A 19,692-nucleotide genomic window follows, 5' to 3' on the forward strand; every position below is an offset into this window, starting at 1 on the left:
CATCCTCGGCACGGCGCCGGGCTCCCGGCTGTACTGCTGACGGCCGGACGCCACGGCGCCGCGGGCTGCTCCACAGGCCCGGGTCCTGCGCTGCGAACTCGACTCCACCGAACAGGTCCTGGCCACCGTCGGCCGGCTCGACGGTGAACAGGTCATGGCCACCGTCGGCCGGCTCGACAGCGCGATCGGTTACAGCGAACTGCGCGCCGGGACCAAACTGTCGGGAGCGCACCAGCTCGCCATCGACTCCACCGTCCCGTCCGTCGACACGATCGGCTCCGGCATGTACCCGTACCGGGAGATCGAGTACGCCTACGGCCGGCCGCCCGCCGACTCCCCGGCCTCCAGCTGCCTGGGCCATCTGAGCCGGGGTAACGGCCAGGACGTGATCCGTACCCACGGACATCTGCCGTGCGCGACACCGAAGGGGCCGCGGATCTGCGGCGAGGACTGACCGGACACCGAGAGGGCCGGGACTCACCGTCCCGGCCCTCTCGGCGCGTTCGCCGCTCCTGCGGAAACTCCTACAGGAAGGAGTTGATCTCGATGGTCTCGGTGCGGCCGGGGCCGACACCGATCGCGGAGATCGGGGCGCCGGACATGTCCTCCAGCGCCTTCACGTACGCCTGCGCGTTCTTCGGCAGATCAGCGAAGGTCTTGGCCTTCGTGATGTCCTCGGACCAGCCCGGCAGCATCTCGTAGACCGGCTTCGCGTGGTGGAAGTCGGTCTGGCTGTACGGGAGCTCCTCGACGCGCTGGCCGTCGATCTCGTACGCGACGCACACCGGGATCTGCTCCCAGCCGGTCAGCACGTCCAGCTTGGTGAGGAAGAAGTCGGTGAGACCGTTGACCCGGGTCGCGTACCGCGCGATGACCGCGTCGAACCAGCCGCAACGACGGTCGCGGCCGGTGGTGACACCGCGCTCGCCACCGATCCGGCGCAGCGCCTCGCCGTCCTCGTCGAACAGCTCCGTCGGGAACGGGCCGGCCCCGACGCGGGTGGTGTACGCCTTGAGGATGCCGATCACCCGGCTGATCTTCGTCGGGCCCACGCCGGCACCGGTGCAGGCGCCGCCCGCGGTCGGGTTCGACGAGGTGACGAAGGGGTACGTGCCGTGGTCGACGTCGAGCAGCGTGCCCTGACCGCCCTCGAAGAGGACGACCTTGCCCGCGTCGATGGCGTTGTTCAGGACCAGCGTCGTGTCGGCGACATACGGCTTGATCTGCTCCGCGTACTGGAGCATCTCCTCGACGATCTTGCCGGACTCGATGGCGCGGCGGTTGAAGACCTTGGCGAGGAGCTGGTTCTTCTGCTCCAGGGCCGCCTCGACCTTCTGCTCCAGGATCGACTCGTCGTAGAGGTCCTGGACGCGGATGCCCACACGGTTGATCTTGTCGGCGTACGTCGGGCCGATACCCCGGCCGGTCGTGCCGATCTTGCGCTTGCCGAGGAACCGTTCCGTCACCTTGTCGACCGTGACGTTGTACGGGGTGATCAAATGGGCATTACCGCTGATCAGCAGCTTGGACGTGTCCACGCCGCGATCGTTCAGCCCACTCAGCTCGGAGAGCAGGACGGCCGGGTCGACGACGACACCGTTTCCGATGACCGGGGTACACCCCGGCGAAAGGATTCCGGAGGGGAGGAGATGAAGTGCGTACTTCTGGTCACCGACGACCACCGTGTGGCCGGCATTGTTGCCGCCTTGGTAACGCACCACATAGTCCACGGATCCACCGAGGAGGTCGGTGGCCTTTCCCTTGCCCTCGTCACCCCACTGAGCACCGAGCAGCACAAGTGCGGGCACAGGCGTACACCCCTTCCGGGCGGGGCATGTCCAAGGTCAGGGGGCGTACGTAAACGTCGTACATGCCGTACGACGATGTACGACAAGGCCTGAACCGTCGAACCGGGTGCCCCGGAATAGACGAAGCCCCTGGCGCAATAGCGCAAGGGGCTCTTGCACCAAGATGCTACCCGAGGAAGGACCGAGGTGTCGGCTGCCCAGCCACCCGGCGACGGTGCGCACCAGCTGCTGGTGGTCATCGACCCGGTAGCCCGCCGGACCGACGGCGAGTCCGTCCGTATCGCGAAGGACGTGCTCAGCGCCGGTTCGCACGCCAAGATCTGTCTGCCCGACGGGCCCGAGGAGTTCGCGCGGGCCTTGTCCCGCCGGGGCAGTCGGCGGCCGGTGGTGGTCGGCGACGACCGGGCGCTGCGGCGGGCCGTGTCCCAGCTGCACCGGGAGCGGGAGCCGGCCCAGGCCGCGCTCTCGCTGATCCCGGTCGGCGCCGCGGCCGCGCTGGAACTCGCCCATTCGCTCGGCGTGCCTCCGGGCGCGGTGGCGGCGGCGCGCACCGCGCTGGACGGTGCCGTGCGCAGGCTCGACCTGCTGGTCGACGACAGCGACGGCGTCGTCCTGGGCACCCTGCACATCCCGGCCCTGAGCGCACTGCCGGGCGCGGTGGCCGCCCATACGGGGGTCACGGCGGTCTGGGACACCTGCCGCACGCTGGTCCGCACCCTGGTGCGCCCCACCCCGTCGACGCCCCCCGCCCCGCCGCGAACGCACCGGCTGCGCGTCGAGGCGGACGGCGTCCTGCTGAACGATCTGGACCGCCCGGTCGAGTCGGTGACGGTGACCTCGCAGGGCGGCGACGGGGGCCTCGCGGAGGTGGTGATCCGCACTCCGGTGTCCGAACCGGTCACGGCGGAGGCGAAGGCCGTCACGGTCTCGGGCGCCGACTTCCGCTACCACGCGGACATACAGGTCGGCGGCCCGGTCCGGACGAGGACCTGGACGGTACGGGCGGGGGCCTGGGGGCTGATGCTGCCGGTGGGCGAGGGATAGCCTCCGGGCGGGCCGGGCGGGCCGGGCGGAAGGGTGGGACTGGAGATGTCGAACACGGACCTCCATGACAAACACTGCGGAGAACACCGCCGAGCACAGCCCCACGGCGCCGCCACCGAACCAGCGCCAGGCCCGATGCCCGCTGCCGCTCCAGCGCCCCCGCCGTCCCCGGCAGGTCCAGCGCGGCCGGGGTCGCCCGAACCGCCCCCGCGTCCGCCCCAGGTCTGTGCGCATCACCCGGACTGTCCGCCGTGCGGGGCCGTCAGGCGTCGCTGCGGCCGTCGGCCGTCGGTAGGTCGAGCGTCTTGCGGTGCTCGCGCCAGCGGTCCATCATGCCGCTCAGCTCCGACTGCACGAACTCGAAGAACGCCGCGGTCTCGGCGAGCCGGGCGCCGGCCGGGGTGTGCTCGCCCAGGGTGCGGGCGCCGTCCTTGAGGGTGTTCTCCCAGCGGGTGATCACCCGGTCACGCTGGGTGAACGTGGTGTACCAGACCTCGTTGTGCAGGCGATAGCGGTCCCGGCGCGAGCCGGGGTCGCGCTCGCGGCCGATCATGCTGACCTGCGTGAGGTAATTGACCGCACCGGACACGGCCGCCGGGCTGATCTGCAGCGCCACGGCGAGCTCGGCGGACGTCATCGACCCGTCGTCGTCCGCGAGGAGCGCGGCGAAGACACGGGACGCCATCCGCTGCATCCCCGCCTCGGTCATGTCGGACGCGAACCGCTCCACGAACCGCGACACGGCCTCCGCGTCACGCTCGTCGCGCATGTTCTGTTCGCCTTCGCTGGTCATGACCCGATCGTCTCCCCTGATTCCCCGGCCCCCGCCGCGCCCCCAACTTTATACGCTTCCTTAACTTCACAAATTTATGAAAGTAGCGTACCTTCAAAAAACATGACGAAGGCAATCACGGTGGCCGGGCTGCACAAGTCGTTCGGCCGGACGCACGCACTGGACGGCCTCGACCTCACGGTCGAGACCGGTGAGGTCCACGGCTTCCTGGGGCCCAACGGGTCCGGGAAGTCCACCACCATCCGGGTGCTGCTGGGGCTGCTGCGGGCCGACTCCGGCGCCGCCCAGCTGCTCGGCCGCGACCCGTGGAACGACGCGGTCGAGCTCCACCGGCGGGTGGCGTACGTCCCGGGTGACGTCACGCTGTGGCGCAACCTCTCCGGCGGCGAGGTGATCGATCTGTACGGGCGGCTGCGCGGCGGCCTCGACCGGACCCGGCGCGCCGACCTCGTCGAACGGTTCGAGCTCGACCCGACGAAGAAGGGCCGTACGTACTCCAAGGGGAACCGGCAGAAGGTCGCCCTCGTCGCCGCGTTCGCCTCCGATGTGGATCTGCTGATCCTGGACGAGCCGACGAGCGGTCTCGATCCGCTGATGGAGGAGGTCTTCCAGGACTGCGTCGCCGAGGAACGTGCGCGCGGGCGGACGATCCTGCTGTCCAGTCACATCCTCAGCGAGGTCGAATCGCTCTGCGACCGGGTCAGCATCATCCGCCAGGGGCAGACGGTGGAGACGGGTTCGCTGGCGGACATGCGCCATCTGACCCGTACGAACATCAGCGCCGAGCTGGCCGGTGCCCCCAACGGGCTCGCGCATCTGCCCGGCGTCCATGATCTCGACGTCCAGGGCCTGCGGGTCACGCTCCAGGTCGACACGGACAAGCTGGACGCGGTCCTCAAGTCGCTCTCCGCATCGGGGGTACGGACGCTGACCAGCACCCCGCCCACGCTGGAGGAGCTCTTCCTGCGTCACTACGCGACCGACGCAGCAGGCACGGCCGGCACGACGGACAGCGGCGAGGGTGTGGGGGTGGCGGCGCGATGACTGCCGTGACCATGACCGCACCGGCCGGCGCGGGACGCCGGACCGGGTCCGCCACCGGGCAGCTCGCCGGCACCCGGCCCCTGCTGAGGCTCGCGCTGCGGCGCGACCGGATCATGATGCCGATCTGGGTGATCGTGCTCGGCGCTTCCTTCTCCTCCGTCGGGAAGTCCTTCGCCTCGTTGTACGACACGGCCGCCCGGCGCGCCGAGCTCGCCACGTCGATGAACGCCAACAGCTCGCTCCGGGCGCTGTACGGACCGGTCTTCAACGACTCCGTCGGCGGGCTCGTCAGCTGGCGGATGGTCGGCTTCGGCGGAGCGCTGGCGGCCGTGATGAGCCTGATCGTCGTCATCCGGCACACCCGGGAGGAAGAGGAGACCGGCCGTCAGGAGATGCTCTCCTCCGCCATGGTGGGCCGCCGTGCCCCGCTGACCGCCGCACTGCTCGCCGCGATGATCGCCAACGCCGCGCTGGCGCTGGTGATCACGGCCGGTATGGCCGGGTCCGGCGGGGGCGGCGCCGGAGCGGTGGCGCTCGCGCTGGCGATCGCCGGGATCGGCATGCTGTTCGCCTGCACCGCCGCGATCGCCGCACAGTTCACCGAGAGCGCACGGCTCGCGAAGGGACTCACGGCGGCGGTGATCGGTGCCGCGTTCGTACTGAAGGCGGCGGGCGACTCGGCGACGGACGACGGCTCGTCCGTACTGACCTGGCTCTCCCCCATCGGCTGGGCGGAGAACGTGCGCGCGTACGCGGACGAGCGCTGGTGGGTGCTGCTCGTCATCGCGGCGGCCGTCGCGATCCAGGCCGCCCTCGCGTACACCCTGGCGGGGCGGCGCGATGTCGGCATGAGCTTCCTGGCGACCCGGCCCGGGCCCGCGCAGGGGCGGATCTCCACGGCGTTCGGTCTTGCGCTGCGGCTCCAGCGCGGTTCACTGATCGGGTGGACGCTGTCCTTCGCCGTGGTCGGTGTCGTCTTCGGCGGGCTGACCGGTGGGGCGGCGGATCTCGTCGGCGACAACGCGAAGACGCAGGAGATCTTCGAGCGGATGGGCGGACAGTCCGGGCTGACCGACGCGTTCCTCGCGGCGATGGTCTCGATGCTCGGGATGGTCGCTGCGCTGTACATCGTCGCGACGGTGCTGCGGCTGCACGGCGAGGAGACCGCCGGGCGCGCCGAACCGGTGCTGGCGGGCGGGGTGAGCCGGATCGGGTGGGCGGCCGGTCATCTGGCCATCGCCTTCGGCGGCGCCGCTCTGATCATGGCGGTCGGCGGCCTCGGCCTGGCCGTCGGCTACGGCCACGAACTCCCGGCCGTACTGGGTGCATCGCTGGCGCAGTTGCCGGCGATCTGGCTGCTGGGCGCAGTGGCGGTCCTGCTGTACGGGGCGCTCCCGAAGGCGGCGGTGGCGTCCTGGGGCGTGGCCGGGATCTGCCTGGCGCTGGGGTGGATCGGGCCCGCCATCGATCTGCCGCAGCCGGTGATGGACGTATCACCGTTCACGCATCTGCCGAAGCTGCCGGGGGGTACGGGGATGGAATGGGGCCCGGTGCTGGCGCTCACCGCGACCGCGGTGGTGCTGGTGGGAGCCGGGCTGGCGGCGTTGCGGCGACGCGATGTCCTGACGTGACGCGAGGGCGGGGACACCCTTGGTGCAACCTCCCCGTGGCGCACCGTCGTCACTCCCCTCATGGACAACCGACGCGAAGCCATCCGCGGGGTCGCCGGATGCATGGTCGCCGCCGCCGGCGGGGCCGCCGGGATGCTCGCCTGGGCCCCCTACGGCCGGCACGGGATCTTCGGCGGCTTCGAAGGCGAGTCGGAGTGGAACGTGCTCCTGCTCGGCCTCCCGGTCATGACTCTCGGCGGCATAACGGCCGGGCTCGCGCTCTTCGCTCTCGTGCAGGGGAAGTGGCGGCAGGCACTCGGGGCGGCAGCGCTCCTGGCGGCCATTGCCGGCTTCGGGGTGGCGTTCGACGTACTGGAAGGACCGCCACTGAGCTGCGGACCGGGGTGCTGAATTCCGGCCCGCACCTTGCCCGGCCCGCCCCCTGCTCACCCCGTCACAGCTCGACGCGCAGTTCCTTCAGGCCCCTGATCACATAGCCCGGGTTCCACTCCGGCTCGGCCACCAGTCGCAGGTTCGGGGCGCGACGCAGCAACTCACCGAAGGAAGCGGCCAGTTCGACCCGGGCCAGCGGGGCGCCCAGGCAGAAGTGGATGCCGGCGCCGAAGGTGATGTGGGGGTTCTCCCGGCGGGCCAGGTCCAGGGTGTCCGGGGCCGGGAAGCGGGCCGGGTCGCGGTTGGCGGAGCCGAAGAGCAGGGCCACCTCGGAGCCGCGCGGAATGACTGTGCCGTCGATCTCGATGTCGTCGAGGACCCAGCGCTCGAACATCTGCAGCGGAGTGTCGTACCGCATCAGTTCCTCGATCGCCGTCGGCAGCAGCCCGTGGTCGGTGCGCAGGGCGGCCAGCTGCTCGGGGTGGCGCAGCAGCGTCCACCAGCCGTTCACCGTGGTGTTGACGGTCGCCTCGTGGCCCGCGTTGAGCAGCAGCACACAGGTGGAGATCATCTCCTGCTCGCTCAGCCGCTCCCCCTCGTCGTGGGCGGCGATGAGCGCGGAGATCAGATCCGTACCGGGGTTCTTGCGCCGCTCCTTGATCAGCTCGCGCAGATACGCGGAGAAGTCGAGCGAGGCGCGGACGGCGGCACGGGCGGTGTCGTCGGACGGGTTCAGTTCAAACATTCCGCAGATCGCCGCCGACCAGGGCCGCAGCGGGGCACGGTCGGACTCCGGGATGCCGAGCATCTCGGCGATGACGGCCACGGGCAGCGGTTCGGCGACGGCCGTCAGCAGATCGCCGCCGCCCGCCTCGACGAACGAGTCGACCAGCCCGGCAGCCAGCCGCCGCACGGTCGGGACGAGCTGCTCGACCGTACGCGGAGTGAACGCCTTGGAGACCAGGCGCCGGATCCGGGTGTGGTCGGGGGCCTCCAGGTCGAGGAGCCCCTGGCCGTTGAGGGTGTGGAAGGGCTCGTGCTCCGCGGGCGGCGGCGTGCGGCCGAACTCCTCGTGGGTGAAGCGGTGCAGATACGTACGGCCCAGGCGGCGGTCGCGCAGCAGCGCGGACACATCAAAGTGGTGCGGGACGAGCCACTGGTCGGTCGGCTCGAAGTAGTGCACCCGGCCGGCTGCACGCAGCGCGGCGTAGGCCGGGTACGGGTCGGCGACGAACGCCGGGGACCAGGGGTCGAAGAGGGCGAAGGGGGCGTCGGCCGCGGAACGTGAGGACATCGGGTGCATATACGGACGCTAACCGGACCCGACGGCCGCCGACCAGCCGCCCCTGGGTCCCGACAGCCGCCCACCCCTGGGTCCCGACGGCCACCCACCCCTGGGTCCCGACGACCCCCACCCCGGGCCCCGTCGCCGACCAGTGCCCGGACTACCCGGACTCCCCGGACTCCTCAGGACGGCGTGACCAGCCGGGCCTCGTACGCGAAGACCGCCGCCTGCGTGCGGTCGCGCAGCCCCAGCTTCACCAGGATGCGGCTCACATGCGTCTTGATGGTGGACTCGGCCACCACCAGATGCGAGGCGATCTCGGCGTTGGACCGGCCCTGCGCGATGAGGACGAGCACCTCCGTCTCGCGCTCCGTGAGGTCGCCGATCCGGGCGAAGGCGGGCAGGCGCGGGGTCTCGGCGAGCTTCGAGAACTCATTGATCAGCCGCTTGGTGACGGTCGGGGCGAGCAACGCCTCGCCGGCGGCCACCACCCTTACTCCGTCGGCGAGTTGGCGGGCGGAGGCGTCCTTGAGGAGGAAGCCGGACGCCCCGGCGCGCAGCGCCTGGTACACGTACTCGTCGAGGTCGAAGGTGGTCAGTACCAGTACCTTGGCGTCCGCATCGGCGGCGATGATCTCGCGGGTGGCCTCGATGCCGTTGAGTTCCGGCATCCGGATGTCCATCAGCACCACGTCGGGGCGTAGTGCCGCGACCTGCGCGATGGCCTGCCGGCCGTCGACGGCCTCGCCGACGACCTCGATCCCCGGCATGGCGTTGAGCAGCACCGAGAAGCCCTCGCGGACCATCATCTGGTCGTCGACGATCAGCACCCGGATGGCCGGGGCGGTGGGGATGGTCATGCCTTCTCCCCCAGTTCCGCCTGCGCCTTGTGCGACTCGTTCGACTTGTGCGTCCCGTTCGGCTCGTCCGTGTCGCAGGTGGGTTGGACGGGGATGAACGCGGTGATCTCGTAACCGCCCTCCTCCGTCGCCGCGGCCGTCATGTCGCCGTTCAGCATCGCGACCCGCTCCCGCATCCCCGTGATCCCGTGACCGGCCCCCGGCGAGGGCTTGACCGGACCGGTCGGCGGCCCGTTGACGACGCGCAGACCGAGTCCGCCCAGCACATAGCCGATCTCCACCTTGGCGGTGGCGCCCGGTGCGTGCCGCAGTGTGTTGCTGAGGGCCTCCTGAATGATCCGGTACGCCGACAGCTCGACACCCTGCGGCAGTTCACATATCGCGCCGGTGACCGTCTTCTCCGTCTCCAGGCCGGCCTCGCGCACATTGGCCAGGAGCCCGTCGAGCTGGGCGAGGGTGGGCTGCGGGGCGTCCGGCGCCTGGTAGTCCTCGGCCCGCACGACGCCGAGCACCCGGCGCAGTTCGGTGAGGGCGGCGACCGCGTTCTCCCGGATCGTGACGAAGGCCTGCTCCAGCTCGGGCGGCGGATTCTCCACCCGGTACGGGGCGGCCTCGGCCTGGATCGCGACGACCGACATGTGGTGGGCGACCACGTCGTGCAGCTCACGGGCGATGGTGGTGCGCTCCTCCAGCAGTGTGCGCCGGTCGCGTTCGACAGCGGTCACGGTGCGCTGCACGGTGACCTCGCGCTCCGCGTCGCGACGGATCTGCACCACGGCCACCACCAGCAGCGCGAACGCGGAGGCCATGGCAAAGACGGCGGTGGTCGAGGTGGGGCGCCAGCCGCCGAAGTTCTCCAGCACGGCGCCGAACACCACGGTGAGACCCCACATCCAGGCGGCGGTACGGGGCCGGGTCCGGGCCGCGACCACGACCAGCACCGTCAGATGCGAGACGAAGGTGCTCGGCGCCCATGGCCAGGAACTACCGCTGGCGACCGCCACGAACGGGGTGAGCGCCAGCGAGATCCAGAACGCGCCGACCGGCCTGACCAGCGTCATCAGTACGGAGCCCACAGGGAGCAGCACGATCAGGACGAGGTCGACCACGGAACGCAGACCGTAGGAGTCCGCCGAGACGAGGCCCATGAAGGACGTGAGCAGTGCGGCAACCCCGACCAGCGCGTGGGGTGTCCAGGCGGCACGCTCACGCATCCGCTCCGGCAGCTGTCGCAGCAGTGGCCCGTCGGTCCGCATCCGCTCCAGCGGACGGTACTCGAAGGCGTTGCGGAAAAGGTCCTGCCGCAGGCCGCCCAACGCCCCTGCGGCCAGTCGGAACTCGGGGCTTCTGCTCTTGGTCTCGGTCACGTTTCCACGGTAGGGGCCGGATCGGCCGGGGTCGTCAGCAGCGATACGGATCCTGCGTCGTCCGTCGCAAGTACTACGGGGCCCCACCGGCGCCGGACCGCCCGCTCACCAGGCGAGCTGGGTGAGCTCCTCCGCCACCACCGCGCACGCGTCGCTGGCCGGGTCGATCAGCGGGTAGTGACCGGCGTCGGGCAGCAGGGTCAGGCCCACCGTCTCCCCCGCCTTCGCCGCCGCATCGACGAACGCCTCCGAGACGGCCTGCGGCACATCGACGTCGGTGGTGCCCTGCACCACCGTGGTCGCGATCCCGGTGGGCAGCAGCACGGCCGGGTCGGCGTGCGGGGCCCGCGCCTCGAAGTCCTCCTCGCGACCGAGGAACTGACCGACCGCCCCCGAGCACACATTCAGCTCGACGGCCGTGGTGAAGTCGGCGATCGGCGCGAGGGCGACGACGCCCCGCAGCGGCGGCGGCGCGGGCAGCCGCCACGGCGAGCCCTCGGGCAGTACGTGCCGGGCGGCGGCCCACAGGGCGAGCTGCCCGCCGGCGGAGTGCCCGGTGACGACGATCCGCCGGGCGTCGGCCTGCGGGAGTTCCCGGGCCAGCAGCGCCGGCAGTGCGTCCATCGCCGCGGCGACGTCGTCGAAGGTCTCCGGCCAACGGCCCGCGACCGGACCGGAACCCCGCTGCTGCGGGATCTCGCTGCCGCGCCGGTACTCGACGCTGGCGACGGCGAAACCGCGCCGGGCCAGGAAGTCCGCGAACGGCGACATGTGCTGCCGGTCGTACGGCGCCCGCCACGCCCCGCCGTGCATGACGACCACGACGGGCGCACCGGCCCGGCCGTCGCGCGGGGCGTAGAAGTCGATCACCTGGTCGGGGTGGTTGCCGTAGGCGGCCGATGCATCGGGGGCGACCGGTGGATGCGAGAGTGCCGACTCGGTCTCGGCTGCGTCACGATCACGCGCGGCAGAATCCGACATGCTGCTCCAACCGTCCTGTATCTGAGCCCAACAGCTCAACAACCCAACAGCCCAACTGGCCTGACCTGCGGGGACGGTACCAGTACGGAACGTTCCCGTCCCCGCCGACAGATCATGCGGGGGCCCCTGGGCCCCCGCTGCTATGGCTTCAGCACCTCACCCAGTACGCGCGCCGCCCGTTCCACGTCCGCGAACCCCACGTACAGCGGCGTGAACCCGAACCGCAGCACGTCCGGCCGCCGCAGATCCCCGACGACACCCCGCGCGATGAGCGCGCTCATCACCGGTTCCGCGTCCTCGCACCGCAGCGCGACCTGGCTGCCGCGCTCCGCGTGCGCGGCCGGGGTGACGGAGGTGACCCGGCCCTCGGGCACATGCTCGGCGACGCACTCCAGGAAGAAGTCCGTCAGCGCCAGGGACTTGGCCCGTACCGCCTCGATCGACACCCCGTTCCACACGTCCAACGAAGCTTCGAGCGCAAGCATGGAGAGGATGTCGGGGGTGCCGACCCGGCCCCGTACGGCACCGTCCGCCGGGGCGTACCCGGGTGTCATGCCGAACGGGTCGGCGTGCGACGTCCACCCCGGCAGGGGCGAGTCGAAGGCTGCCTGGTGGCGCTCGGCGACGTACAGGTAGGCGGGCGAACCGGGGCCGCCGTTCAGGTACTTGTACGTGCAGCCGACCGCGAGGTCCACGCCGTGCGCGTCGAGGCCGACGGGCAGGGCGCCCGCGCTGTGGCACAGGTCCCAGACGGCGAGGCCGCCCGCCGCGTGCACGGCGGCGGTGAGTCCGGGCAGATCGTGGAGCCTGCCGGTGCGGTAGTCGACATGGTTGAGCAGGACGGCCGCGGTACGAGGTCCGAGGGCGTCCGGCACCTTGGCGGGGGCGACCGGGACGAGCCGGTGGCCGGTCATCCGGGCCGCGGATGCGGCGATGTATCCGTCCGTGGGAAATGTCGTCGCGTCGACGAGGATCTCGTCGCGGCCCTCCGGCGCCAGCCGGCTCGCGGCGACGACGGCCTTGAAGACGTTCACACTGGTCGAGTCGCCGACGACGATCTGCCCGGCGGCGGCCCCGACGAGCGGGGCGATGCGGTCGCCGATCCGCTCGGGCGCGGTCCACCAGCCGCTCTCGTCCCAGGACCGGATGCGCAGCTCGCCCCACTCGCGGGTGAGGACCTCCTGCACCCGGGCGGGTACGTGAGCGGGCAGCGCACCGAGCGAGTTGCCGTCGAGGTAGACGGTGTCGTCGAGGGTGAACAGCTTGCGCAGATCGGCGAGCTGGTCGGCGGCGTCGAGTGCCGCGGCCCGCGCGGCGAAGGTCTCAGACATGGCTGCGCGCCGTCCACAGCTCGGGGAAGACGTTCTTCGTGGCCCGTTTCTCCAGCCACGCGACCCCGGCGGAACCGCCGGTCCCGGTCTTCGAGCCCATCGCGCGACGGGTGGCGACGAGATGGTCGTTGCGCCAGCGCCACACCAGTTCACCGACGTCGGTGAGCGCCTCGCCGAGCCGGACCAGCTCGTCGTGCTGGTCGGGGTTGGCGTAGATCTCCGCCCAGACGGCCTCGACCTCGGGGGACGGCTCGTACTTCTGCGTCAGGTCCCGGCCGAGCACGGCCTGCGGTACGGCGTGGCCGCGCCGGGCGAGCAGGGCGAGCGTCTCGTCGTACAGACTCGGTTCGGCGAGCGCCTTCTCCAGCTCGGCGTGGACGCGGGGCGCGCCCCGGTGCGGCACGAGCATGGAAGCGGACTTGTCGCCGAGCAGGAACTCCATCCGCCGGTACATCGCCGACTGGAAGCCGGATCCCTCACCGAGGGCGGCGCGGTAGGAGTTGAACTGGGCGGGGGTGAGCTGGGCGAGCGGCGTCCAGGAGGCGTTGAGCGCCTCCAGTTCCCGCACCGACCGCTTGAGCGCGTCGCGTGCGACGGACAGCCGGTCCTCGCGCAGGGCGTGCGCGGCGGTCTCCCACTCGTGGACGATGACGGTGAACCACAGTTCCATGACCTGGGTGGTGACCAGGAAGACCATTTCGCCCGGATCGTCGGAGCGAAGGTGCTGGAGATGGGTCAGGACATCCGCCTGGACATAGTCCTCGTACGGAGTCGTTCCCGCGAAGTCGAGGTGCGGGGTCTGCGCACCGGTGGCTTCGGGGTCGGGGTGGATCGTCGACATTGCTGTCTCCTCGACACGAGCTTCCGGGTAGCGGTCCGCCCCTTCCGTGAGGTGGTGGAGCTCCGGTCCCCTGCCCGCATCCTAAACGGAGCCCGCAGGGGCGCGCAGACCCCGCAGATACCGATGCAGCTGCGGGGTCCAAAACGTCACAAGGTGTCGTGTACGTCTGGCCGAGGGGCTCGGTCGCCTCTAGCCGAGGGTCTCGGCGGCGGTCGGCGAGGAGTCGCGCAGGAACGTCGAGCAGCGCTCGTACTCCGCCTGTTCGCCGATCGCCTGGGCGGCCCGCGCCAGGGCGTGCAGGGCGCGCAGGAAGCCGCGGTTCGGCTCGTGCTCGAACGGTACGGGGCCGTGGCCCTTCCAGCCGGCCCTGCGCAGCGCGTCGAGGCCGCGGTGGTAGCCGGTGCGGGCGTAGGCGTACGACTCGATGACGCGGCCGCCCTCGAACGCCTCGTCGGCGAGCTGTGCCCAGGCCAGGGACGAGGTCGGGTACTTCGCGGCGACATCGGCGGGGGCCGTGCCGTTCGCGAGCAGCTCGCGCGGCTCCGGGTCGTCGGGCAGGTGGGTCGGGGGAGGCCCCCCGAGCAGGTTCTCGTGGATCGACATGGGTTCAAGTGTGCCTGGCAGATGCGCGCCGGGGGTACTCGGGCGCCGTGCGGTGGGTCAGTTCGCGCCGGGAGTACCCGGGCGCCCCGGGGAGGGCCGGTCCGCTCCCGGCTTCCCCGCCTCCTCGTGCGTGGGTTCCAGGGGCGGGGCGACGACGCCGCAGTGCACCGTGCACTCGGGGCGCGCTTTCTCCTTCTCGTCAGCCGTGACGGAGGGCTTGCGTACGGTCGTCCAGGCGATCAGCGAGCCCAGCACGAGCAGCCCGGCACACATCGGCATGGCCCGCCGGAACGTCGCGGCGAACTCGTCGGCGTTCCGGTATGCCTCCGGGCCCATCCCGGCGAGCAGCGGCAGCGCGGCCACCGCGATCAGCCCGGCGGCGCGGGCGGCCGCGTTGTTGATCCCGCTGGCGAGGCCGGCCCGTGCGGTGTCCACGGAGGCCAGGACGGTCGCGGTGAGCGGTGCCACCAGGGTGACGAGTCCGACGCCGAGCACACCGACCGCGGGGAGCACATCGGCGAAGTAGGCGGAGATGGAGTTCGACCCCGGCCCGACCCGCAGCATCAGGAGCATTCCGGTGGCGGCGACCAGTGGGCCGACGGTGAGCGGAATGCGGGGCCCGATGCGCTGCCCCAGTTCGCCGGAGGAGGCCGAGAAGAGCAGCATCAGCACGGTCGTGGGCAGCAGGGCCGTGCCGGCACCGAGGGCCGAGTACCCGGCCACGACCTGGAGCTGGATCGCGGAGAGGAAGAAGTAGCCGCCGAGCGCCGCGTACACACAGAGGGTGATGATGTTGACGACGGTGAACTGCCGGGACGCGAACACCGAAGGCGGCAGCATCGGGTCCGCCCGCCGCCGCTCCACCTGCACGAACACCGCCCCGAGGACGATCCCGCCGACGGCCGCCCCGATCACCACCGCGGAGGCCCCCTGCCCCGGCGCCTCGATCAGCGCGTAGGTCACCAGGGCGAGGGCGAGCGCGCCGAGCACGGCGCCCAGCACGTCGAAGCGCCCGTGTGCGTCGGGGTCACGCGATTCCGGTACGTGGCGCAGCGCCACCGGCAGGCAGACCGCGGCGACCGGCACGTTGAGCAGGAAGACCCATCGCCAGCCGGGCCCGTCGACGAGCCAGCCGCCTACGAACGGCCCGATGGCGGCGCCGACCCCGCCGAGCCCCGACCACAGTCCGACCGCGCGGGCCCGGTCGTCCGGATGGAAGCTCGCCTGGATCAGTGCCAGCGAACCGGGTGTGAGGAGCGCGCCACCGATGCCCTGGAGGGCGCGGGCGGCGATCAGGACGGCGGCGTTCGGCGCGATGCCGCAGATCACGGACGCGGCGGCGAACCAGACGACTCCGACGACGAAGACCCGCCGCCGGCCGTACCGGTCGCCGAGGGCACCACCGAGGAGGATCAGCCCGGCGAGGGTCAGCATGTAGGCGTTGACGGTCCACTGGAGGGCGGCCAGATCGGTGCCGAGGTCCTTGCCGATGCGGGGCAGGGCGACGTTGATGACGGTGGAGTCGAGCAGGGCCATGCTGGAGCCGAGGACGGTGGTGAGGATGACCCAGCGCCCGAGTGCGGAGGCGGTACGAATTTCACCGGCGGGTGTCTCGCCCATGCGAGCAGCATCCCCGCTCCGCGCCCGCGAGGCCAGTCCGGATCCTCGGCGCGGGACAGCCGTCCCTCGCTGCTCCGCCGCGAAGATCCGCAAGGTGGTCGCCCGCAGGTGATCAGCCCACTATGCTCCGTGCGATTCGTCGGCCCGGCAGAGGGAGTGGCATGTCGTCCAACCGGAGCATCCGCTGATCAGGGCGCTACCGCCCGCACCGCCCGGATCAGTGCCTCCACGCCCGCCTCCGCCTTGGACCGCGGACACCCGACGTTCAGCCGCACGAAGCCCTCCGCCCCGTACACCGCCCCCGGCATCACCGCGACCTTCTCGCGCTCGATCAGCACCCGCTGCAACGCCTCGTCGTCGCCGACGCCCGCCGGGCGCAGATCGATCCACGCCAGATAGCCGGCCTGTGGCGGCTGCCATCCCAGTTCCGGGAACGCCTCGTTCAGCCGTTTCGCGACCAGTGCCAGATTCCCGGCGACATACGCGCGGGCCTCGTCCAGCCACGCCCCGGCCTCCCGGTACGCGGCGATGTGCGCGGTCAGTGACAGCACCGCCGGAGAGGCGAGCCCCTCTGCCGTCTCCATCCGGCGCAGGAACTCCGCCCGGTCGGCCGGATCGCCGATCAGCCCGTACGAGCCGGTCAGCGCCGGGAAGTTGAACGCCTTCGACGCGGAGGAGATCACCGCCCAGCGCCCGTCGCCCCCGACCCGCGTCCACGGCACATGCGCATGCCCCTCGTGCACGAAGTCCGCATGGATCTCGTCGCTGATCACCGCGACCCCGTACCGCACGGCGAGCGCCGACATCTCGCTCAGTTCGGCCTCCGTCCATACCCGGCCCGTCGGGTTGTGCGGCGAGCACACGAGAAGGACCTTGCTGTCGGGGCGGGCGAGCTCGCGTTCCAGCGCGGCCGTGTCTCCCACCGGCACACCCCGCAGCTCGCGCCCGAGCCCGGTGATCGCCTTGCGGAAACCGTCGTACGTCGGGGCGTGGACGACCACGCCCTCGCCCTCGGCCGTCCACATCTGCAGCAGCTGCGAGAGCTGGCTGAGCACGGACGGCCCGTACACCAACTGCCCGGTGTCGATCCGTGTCCCGTACCGGGTCGCGTACCAGTGGGCTATCGCCGAGCGGAAGTCGTCCTGCTGCCAGGTCGTGTAGCCGAACACCCCGTGGTCGAGGCGGGCCCGCAGCGCGCTCAGCACCTCCGGTGCGGTCTCGAAGTCCATGTCGGAGATGGTGAACGGCAGCAGTCCGTCCACCCCGAACCGGTCCGCGACCCCGTCCCACTGGACGCACCAGGTGCCCCGGCGGTCGACGACGGTGTCGAAGTCATAGCGGGTGCTGGAACTCACAGGGATCCCTCACTTCTTCTCTCGGACATGCCGTGGGCCCGTCTTCTCTCGGACATGCCGTGGGCCCGGCACCCCAGGGGTACCGGGCCCACGGCCACACTTCGTACCGGCTGCTACTTCAGCTTGGTGCCGGTGGAACGCAGGTTGGCGCAGGCCTCCGTGACGCGCTTGGCCATGCCCGCCTCGGCGGACTTGCCCCAGCTGCGCGGGTCGTAGACCTTCTTGTTGCCGACCTCGCCGTCGACCTTCAGCACACCGTCGTAGTTGCGGAACACGTGGTCCACGATCGGGCGGGTGAAGGCGTACTGGGTGTCGGTGTCGAGGTTCATCTTCACGACGCCGTTCTCCAGCGCGGTGGCGATCTCCTGCTCGGTGGAGCCGGAGCCGCCGTGGAAGACGAAGTCGAAGGGCTGGCTACCAGCTGTCTTGCCGTACTTGGCGGCGACGCCGGCCTGGAGGTCCTTCAGCAGCTCGGGACGGAGCACGACGTTGCCCGGCTTGTAGACGCCGTGGACGTTGCCGAAGGAGGCGGCCAGCAGGTAGCGGCCCTTCTCGCCCAGGCCGAGCGCCTCGGCGGTACGCAGCGCGTCGTCGACGGTCGTGTACAGCTCGTCGTTGATCTCGTGCGTGACGCCGTCCTCCTCGCCACCGGTCGGGGTGATCTCGACCTCAAGAATGATCTTGGCGGCGGCGGCCTTGGCGAGCAGCTCCTGGCCGATGGCCAGGTTGTCGGCGAGGGTCTCGGCCGAGCCGTCCCACATGTGGGACTGGAACAGCGGGTTCTGGCCCTTGGCGACACGCTCGGCGGAGATGTCGAGCAGCGGACGTACGTAACCGTCCAGCTTGTCCTTGGGGCAGTGGTCGGTGTGCAGCGCGACCGTGACGTCGTACTTGGCGGCGACGATGTGCGCGAACTCGGCGAGGGCGACCGCGCCCGTGACCATGTCCTTGTTGTGCTGGCCGCCCAGGAACTCCGCCCCACCGGTGGAGATCTGGACAATGCCGTCGCTCTCCGCCTCCGCGAAGCCGCGCAGTGCAGCGTGCAGGGTCTGGGTCGACGTCACGTTGATGGCCGGGTAGGCGAACTTGCCTGCCTTCGCCCGGTCGAGCATCTCGGCGTAGACCTCGGGGGTTGCGATGGGCATCTGTCCGCTCCTTGGGATGTGCGGGTGTGCGTTGCTGGTTCCCTGACCTGGGGGCGACGTCATCGTCGCCCCCATCTTCCCAGACTCTCGCTCCGGCTCCACCCGGCCTGGTCCCTCAACGTTCGGACCGGGTGGCGGACGGCATGCGCCGAGGGCGGACGGTTTCACGTGAAACCGTCCGCCCTCGAAGAAAGTCGCAGGTCGGACCAAGCAATCAGGCCAGGCAATCAGGCCAGGTCGAGGTCCGCCACCGTGTAGGCGTGGACGTACGGGAGACCGGCCTCGGCAATGGCCCCAGCCGCACCCCGCTCAACGATCGTGGCGACGGCGACGACCTCGCCACCGGCCTCGCGCACCGCCTCGACGGCCGTCAGCGGCGAACCGCCGGTCGTCGAGGTGTCCTCGACGACCAGGCAGCGGCGGCCCTTCACGTCCGTGCCCTCGATGCGGCGTTGCATCCCGTGCGCCTTCTGCGCCTTGCGGACGACGAACGCGTCCAGCTCCTGCCCGCGCGCGGCGGAGGCGTGCAGCATCGAGGTGGCGACCGGGTCGGCGCCCAGCGTCAGCCCGCCCACGCAGTCGTAGTCCAGCTCGGCAGTGGCATCGAGCATGACCTGCCCGACCATCGGAGCGGCCTTGCCGTCCAGCGTGATGCGGCGCAGGTCGATGTACCAGTCGGCCTCAAGACCCGAGGAGAGGGTCACCTTGCCGTGTACCACGGCCTTGTCCTTGATCTGCTGGAGCAGCTCAGCACGTACGTCAGTCATGGCTACGAGCTTAAGGCGCCCGTCTCACGGCCCGCGCCCACGCGGTCAGAGCCTGCGCCAGCTCCAGGTCGTGGCGATCTCCAGCGGCTCGATCGGGGTGACATACCGGGGCGCGGTGTTCAGCCCGTTCGGCGGGCCGGACTGCGGCTCCACACAGACCGCCTCGGCCTGCTCGTCGTAGATCACGACCCACTCGGCCCGGCTCTTCACGGTCAGTTGCAGCCGCTCCGGCCAGGTGAGCGTCACATCGACGCCGTCCGGCATCCCGAAGCAGTCGTCCCACGGGCCGGGCAGCGGCGGGATGCGGCGGCCGGTCGGCAGATGGTTCTCGCCACGTTCCTCCTGCCAGGCCGCGTCGAAGGCGATCTCCACGTTCTTGCCGCCGCCGAGATCCCGCAGGAACCAGGGGTGCCAGCCGGCCTGCGCCGGGAACGAATCCCCGTACGTCTCGATGCCGAACGCAAGCGTGAGCGAGTCCTCGGACAACTCGAAGGTCTGGGTCACCCGGCCCGGATACGGCCAGGGGTCGGCAAGGTCGTAGTAGAAGGCGGCCTCCTGCTCGCCCACCCGGGCGGTGCGCCAGGCGGTGTCCCTGCCGGTGCCGTGGATGGCGTGCGGCGGGGAGTTCAGCGGCAACCGGTGCGGGACGTCGCCGTTGCGGAAGAGCCCGTTCTCGGTGCGCCCGCACCACGGCACCATCGGGAAGCAGCCGTACCGCTCCCCCTGCCGCAGCACCTCGGTGCCGCCGATCCGCAGACTGCTGATGCGACAGCCGTTGGCGGGGTTCACGGTCAACTCTGCATCGCCGACGGACAGCCGGACGTCCTTCTCGCTGCTACTCACCC

General features: G+C 71.0%; 18 protein-coding genes and 1 pseudogene. 5 read left to right on the forward strand and 14 right to left on the reverse strand.

Annotated features, from left to right (window positions below):
* Positions 1 to 70 precede the first annotated feature (70 nt).
* Positions 71 to 454 (forward strand): annotated as a pseudogene (locus tag IEZ15_RS20685) (phosphate ABC transporter substrate-binding protein); the annotation flags it as partial.
* A 70-nt stretch (positions 455 to 524) separates the two neighbouring features.
* Here IEZ15_RS20685 and IEZ15_RS20690 read toward each other — a convergent pair.
* A complete protein-coding gene (locus IEZ15_RS20690) occupies positions 525 to 1,808 on the reverse strand; it encodes an adenylosuccinate synthase (RefSeq protein WP_189278769.1) in 1,284 nt (427 codons plus the stop codon).
* Positions 1,809 to 1,994: 186 nt separating this feature from the next.
* Here IEZ15_RS20690 and IEZ15_RS20695 point away from each other — a divergent pair, with 186 nt between their 5' ends.
* Positions 1,995 to 2,852, forward strand: coding sequence for a diacylglycerol kinase family protein (locus tag IEZ15_RS20695; RefSeq protein WP_189278771.1), 858 nt, complete (start codon positions 1,995 to 1,997; stop codon positions 2,850 to 2,852).
* 262 nt (positions 2,853 to 3,114) lie between these two features.
* Here the strand turns inward: IEZ15_RS20695 and IEZ15_RS20700 are convergent, their stop codons facing one another.
* Positions 3,115 to 3,645, reverse strand: coding sequence for a GbsR/MarR family transcriptional regulator (locus tag IEZ15_RS20700; protein WP_229846007.1), 531 nt, complete (start codon positions 3,643 to 3,645; stop codon positions 3,115 to 3,117).
* A 102-nt stretch (positions 3,646 to 3,747) separates the two neighbouring features.
* On the opposite strand from IEZ15_RS20700, the gene IEZ15_RS20705 reads away from it, so the two are divergent.
* From IEZ15_RS20705 to IEZ15_RS20715, 3 genes are read left to right on the forward strand one after another with little or no spacing between them, the layout of a single operon-like run.
* Entirely contained in the window at positions 3,748 to 4,689 is a 942-nt protein-coding gene (locus IEZ15_RS20705; RefSeq protein ID WP_189278773.1) for an ABC transporter ATP-binding protein, read from the forward strand.
* Positions 4,686 to 6,320 (forward strand): ABC transporter permease, encoded by a 1,635-nt coding sequence (locus IEZ15_RS20710; RefSeq protein ID WP_373302595.1) that lies wholly within the window; start codon positions 4,686 to 4,688, stop codon positions 6,318 to 6,320. Before IEZ15_RS20705 ends, IEZ15_RS20710 begins: the two co-directional genes overlap by 4 nt.
* 60 nt (positions 6,321 to 6,380) lie before the next feature.
* Positions 6,381 to 6,710 (forward strand): hypothetical protein, encoded by a 330-nt coding sequence (locus IEZ15_RS20715; RefSeq protein WP_189278775.1) that lies wholly within the window; start codon positions 6,381 to 6,383, stop codon positions 6,708 to 6,710.
* Positions 6,711 to 6,753: 43 nt separating this feature from the next.
* Here IEZ15_RS20715 and IEZ15_RS20720 read toward each other — a convergent pair whose 3' ends face one another.
* From IEZ15_RS20720 to IEZ15_RS20775, 12 genes are all read right to left on the reverse strand, one after another.
* Positions 6,754 to 7,986, reverse strand: a complete 1,233-nt coding sequence (locus tag IEZ15_RS20720) for a cytochrome P450 (protein ID WP_189278777.1) — start codon at positions 7,984 to 7,986, stop codon at positions 6,754 to 6,756.
* A 173-nt stretch (positions 7,987 to 8,159) separates the two neighbouring features.
* Positions 8,160 to 8,837, reverse strand: coding sequence for a response regulator (locus IEZ15_RS20725; protein WP_093899364.1), 678 nt, complete (start codon positions 8,835 to 8,837; stop codon positions 8,160 to 8,162).
* Positions 8,834 to 10,204 carry a sensor histidine kinase gene (locus tag IEZ15_RS20730; RefSeq protein ID WP_114245319.1) on the reverse strand — a complete coding sequence of 457 codons (1,371 nt, stop codon included), beginning with the start codon at positions 10,202 to 10,204 and terminating at the stop codon, positions 8,834 to 8,836. The genes IEZ15_RS20725 and IEZ15_RS20730 overlap by 4 nt, the downstream gene beginning before the upstream one ends.
* Before the next feature lie 105 nt (positions 10,205 to 10,309).
* A complete protein-coding gene (locus IEZ15_RS20735) occupies positions 10,310 to 11,185 on the reverse strand; it encodes an alpha/beta hydrolase family protein (RefSeq protein WP_189278779.1) in 876 nt (291 codons plus the stop codon).
* Positions 11,186 to 11,325: 140 nt separating this feature from the next.
* Positions 11,326 to 12,516, reverse strand: a complete 1,191-nt coding sequence (gene kynU, locus IEZ15_RS20740; RefSeq protein ID WP_189278781.1) for a kynureninase — start codon at positions 12,514 to 12,516, stop codon at positions 11,326 to 11,328.
* On the reverse strand, positions 12,509 to 13,357 hold the full coding sequence (locus IEZ15_RS20745) for a tryptophan 2,3-dioxygenase family protein (RefSeq protein WP_114245322.1): 849 nt from the start codon (positions 13,355 to 13,357) through the stop codon (positions 12,509 to 12,511). The genes kynU and IEZ15_RS20745 overlap by 8 nt, the downstream gene beginning before the upstream one ends.
* 189 nt (positions 13,358 to 13,546) lie before the next feature.
* Positions 13,547 to 13,960 (reverse strand): DUF3151 domain-containing protein, encoded by a 414-nt coding sequence (locus IEZ15_RS20750; RefSeq protein WP_114245323.1) that lies wholly within the window; start codon positions 13,958 to 13,960, stop codon positions 13,547 to 13,549.
* Between the two features lie 57 nt (positions 13,961 to 14,017).
* A complete protein-coding gene (locus IEZ15_RS20755) occupies positions 14,018 to 15,580 on the reverse strand; it encodes an MFS transporter (protein ID WP_189278783.1) in 1,563 nt (520 codons plus the stop codon).
* 188 nt (positions 15,581 to 15,768) lie between these two features.
* Positions 15,769 to 16,935: a MalY/PatB family protein gene (locus tag IEZ15_RS20760; protein WP_189278785.1), complete on the reverse strand. Its 1,167-nt coding sequence runs from the start codon at positions 16,933 to 16,935 to the stop codon at positions 15,769 to 15,771.
* Positions 16,936 to 17,048: 113 nt separating this feature from the next.
* A complete protein-coding gene (gene fbaA, locus IEZ15_RS20765) occupies positions 17,049 to 18,080 on the reverse strand; it encodes a class II fructose-bisphosphate aldolase (RefSeq protein WP_189278787.1) in 1,032 nt (343 codons plus the stop codon).
* Between the two features lie 227 nt (positions 18,081 to 18,307).
* A complete protein-coding gene (gene pyrE, locus IEZ15_RS20770; RefSeq protein ID WP_114245327.1) occupies positions 18,308 to 18,847 on the reverse strand; it encodes an orotate phosphoribosyltransferase in 540 nt (179 codons plus the stop codon).
* 45 nt (positions 18,848 to 18,892) lie between these two features.
* Positions 18,893 to 19,690 (reverse strand): aldose epimerase family protein, encoded by a 798-nt coding sequence (locus IEZ15_RS20775; protein WP_114245328.1) that lies wholly within the window; start codon positions 19,688 to 19,690, stop codon positions 18,893 to 18,895.
* Between the last annotated feature and the right edge of the window lie 2 nt (positions 19,691 to 19,692).

It is taken from the genome of Streptomyces atratus (assembly GCF_014648655.1).
GTDB classification, from domain to species: Bacteria; Actinomycetota; Actinomycetes; order Streptomycetales; family Streptomycetaceae; genus Streptomyces; species Streptomyces atratus.